Below are 2,663 nucleotides of genomic sequence, written 5' to 3'. Positions count from 1 at the left end.
AGATGTTCGCGAAGCTCGTCATTGAAACGGAAGGGCCGGTCCGCATCACCGGGCCCGTTCATCACAAGGGAAAGCATTATATCACCGCCGAAACTCTTCTTGCGCCGCTGACGGTTGGAGACACGGATATCGCGATGATCTTTCACGCTGCCGTCTTTACCCTTTAGCCGCCGATCGCGTCGCCGCCGATAGAAGGCTTTGTGCGGCAGTCGCGAGGTTGTACTCTCCGCCCAAAGAGCCGGAACGGCTTAGGAAAAAGGGGGGACCATGGACAAGCCGATCGCGAACGCGCCCAAGGAGGCGACGGAGGCAACCTGCCGCGCGCACGCGCATCTGCATACGACATTGCCGAAGGATACCGGCGAGGACTTCGAGCTCGCGCGGCGCGGCTTCATCGATACGATCCCCGACGCGAAGTCGCTGAACGAAGGGGGCTTTCCCGTCTGGGACATGTCGACCTTCGCCTTCGTGACCGAGGGGAGCGCCGCACCCGGCTCGGTCAATCCGAGCCTCTGGCGTCAGGCGCAGCTGAATGCGATCCATGGTCTCTTCGAGGTGACCAAGGGCATCTATCAGGTCCGCAATTTCGATCTCTCGAACATCACCTTCATCGAGGGCGACACGGGCATCATCGTCATCGATCCGCTGATCTCGTCGGAAACGGCGCGCACCTCGCTGGCTCTCTACCGAAAGCATCGCGGCGAGCGTCCGGTCAAGGCCGTCATCTACACCCATTCCCATGTCGACCATTACGGCGGCGTGAAGGGCGTGCTGACGGACGAGGATCTGGCGCGCGGCGACGTGCGCATCATCGCGCCGGAAGGTTTTCTCGAGGAAGCCGTGAGCGAGAATGTGCTTGCCGGCAACGCGATGGGCCGCCGGGCGACCTATATGTACGGCGCGCTTCTGCCGCGCGGAGAGAAGGGTCACGTCGACGCCGGCCTCGGCAAGACGGTCTCGCTCGGTCAGGTGAGCCTTGTGCCGCCGAACGAGCTCATCGCGCATACGGGCGAAAAACTCATCGTCGACGGCATCGAGATCGTCTTCCAGATGACCCCCGACACCGAGGCCCCGGCGGAAATGAACTTCTTCTTTCCGCAGATGAAAGCGCTCTGCATGGCGGAGAACTGCTCCTGCCACATGCACAACATCTATACACCGCGTGGCGCTCAGGTACGCGATGCGAAGTCCTGGAGCTATTACATCAACGAGGCGATCGATCTTTTTGGCGGCGATACCGACGTCCTTTTCGCCAGCCACCACTGGCCGCGCTGGGGCCGCGAGGTTGCAATCACCTTTCTGGAGAAACAGCGCGACATGTACAAATTCGTGCATGACCAGACGCTGAGGCTCGCGAACCACGGACTGACGCCGCTCGAGATCGCGGAAGAAATCGCCCTGCCGCCGACGCTCGCCTCCGAATGGTATTCGCGCGGCTATTACGGCACGCTCAATCACAATGCCAAGGCGGTCTATCAGCGCTATCTCGGCTGGTTCGACGGCAACCCGGCGCGTCTTCATCCGCTGCCGCCGGTCGAGGCCGCCAAACGCTATGTCGACTTCATGGGCGGGCCCAACGCGGTGCTCCGCAAGGCGCGCGAGAGTTACGACAAGGGCGATTTCCGCTGGGTCGCCGAAGTCGTGAACCATCTCGTCTTCGCCGATCCCTCGAATGCCGATGCGCGGCATCTGCAGGCCGACGCGCTCGAACAGCTCGGCTATCAGGCGGAATCGGGGCCCTGGCGCGGCTTCTACCTGACAGGTGCGATGGAGCTTCGGAACCCGCGGCCGCCGTCGCCGACGCCGCGCCCCGGCGCGAACGGGCAGGTGAAGGCGCTCCCCGCCGAACAACTGCTCGACTCGCTGTCCGTGCGCCTCAACGGGCCGAAGGCGGCCGCGCGGCGCATGGCGCTCAATCTGTCCTTCACGGACACGGGCGAGACCTATCTGCTGAAGCTCGAGAATGCCGTGCTGCATCACCGGCGCGGACGCAACGATGCGAAGGCGAATGCGTCGATCGCGCTGACGCGAACGGCCTTTGCCGAAATCGTGTTGCGCGAGAAGACGCTCGCCGACCTTGTCGCTGCAAAGGCGGCGAAAGTCGAAGGAGAAGCGGCGGCACTGGACGATCTCGTCCAGCTTCTCGACGTCTTCGACTTCTGGTTCGAAATCGTGATGCCGTAACGCGCAAGAAGAAGATCGGGAGAGACAATGAAGAACGACGTCAATCGCCAGTTCCGCCTGAAGTCGCGCCCGTCCGGTCGCATCAAGACGAGCGATTTCGATCTCGTCGAGGCGCCGATCCCGGAGCCCGGCGCCGGCGAGGCGCTGGTGCGCACGCTCTACCTCAGCCTAGATCCGACGAACCGGATCTGGATGAGCGACATGGACCAGTACATGCCGCCCGTCGAACTCGGCGCGGTGATGCGTGGCGGCGGCATCGGTGTTGTCGTGAAATCGAACACGTCCGCCTACAAGGTCGGCGATCATGTCTCGGGCCTCGTCGGCTGGCAGGACTACACCATCGCCGGCGAAAAGCCCGAGCTGCGCATGGGCGTCATCCCGAAGGGCCTGCCCGTGCCGTTGACCGCGATGATGGGCGCCTGCGGCATGACGGGTCTCACCGCCTATTTCGGCCTGCTCGAACTGGGCCAGCCGAAGGC

Annotated in this window: 1 protein-coding gene and 1 pseudogene; both read left to right on the top strand. The window is 63.2% G+C overall.

The window, feature by feature from the left end; translation table 11 throughout:
* The first annotated feature begins 267 nt into the window (after positions 1 to 267).
* Positions 268 to 2,184, top strand: a complete 1,917-nt coding sequence (locus VMR03_RS03835; protein ID WP_325402457.1) for an alkyl/aryl-sulfatase — start codon at positions 268 to 270, stop codon at positions 2,182 to 2,184.
* A 27-nt stretch (positions 2,185 to 2,211) separates the two neighbouring features.
* A pseudogene (locus tag VMR03_RS03830) lies at positions 2,212 to 2,663 on the top strand (NADP-dependent oxidoreductase); the annotation flags it as partial.

Origin of the sequence: Parvibaculum sp., from assembly GCF_035511255.1 — a bacterium.
In the GTDB taxonomy this organism is placed as follows: Bacteria; Pseudomonadota; Alphaproteobacteria; order Parvibaculales; family Parvibaculaceae; genus Parvibaculum.
Note: the sequence above shows the minus strand (reverse complement) of the source record. Positions and strands in the feature narration are given on the sequence as shown.

Coding starts and splice junctions, on each gene's coding strand:
- VMR03_RS03835 (WP_325402457.1), top strand. CDS start 268: ATGGACAAGCCGATCGCGAACGCGCCCAAGGAGGCGACGGAGGCAACC.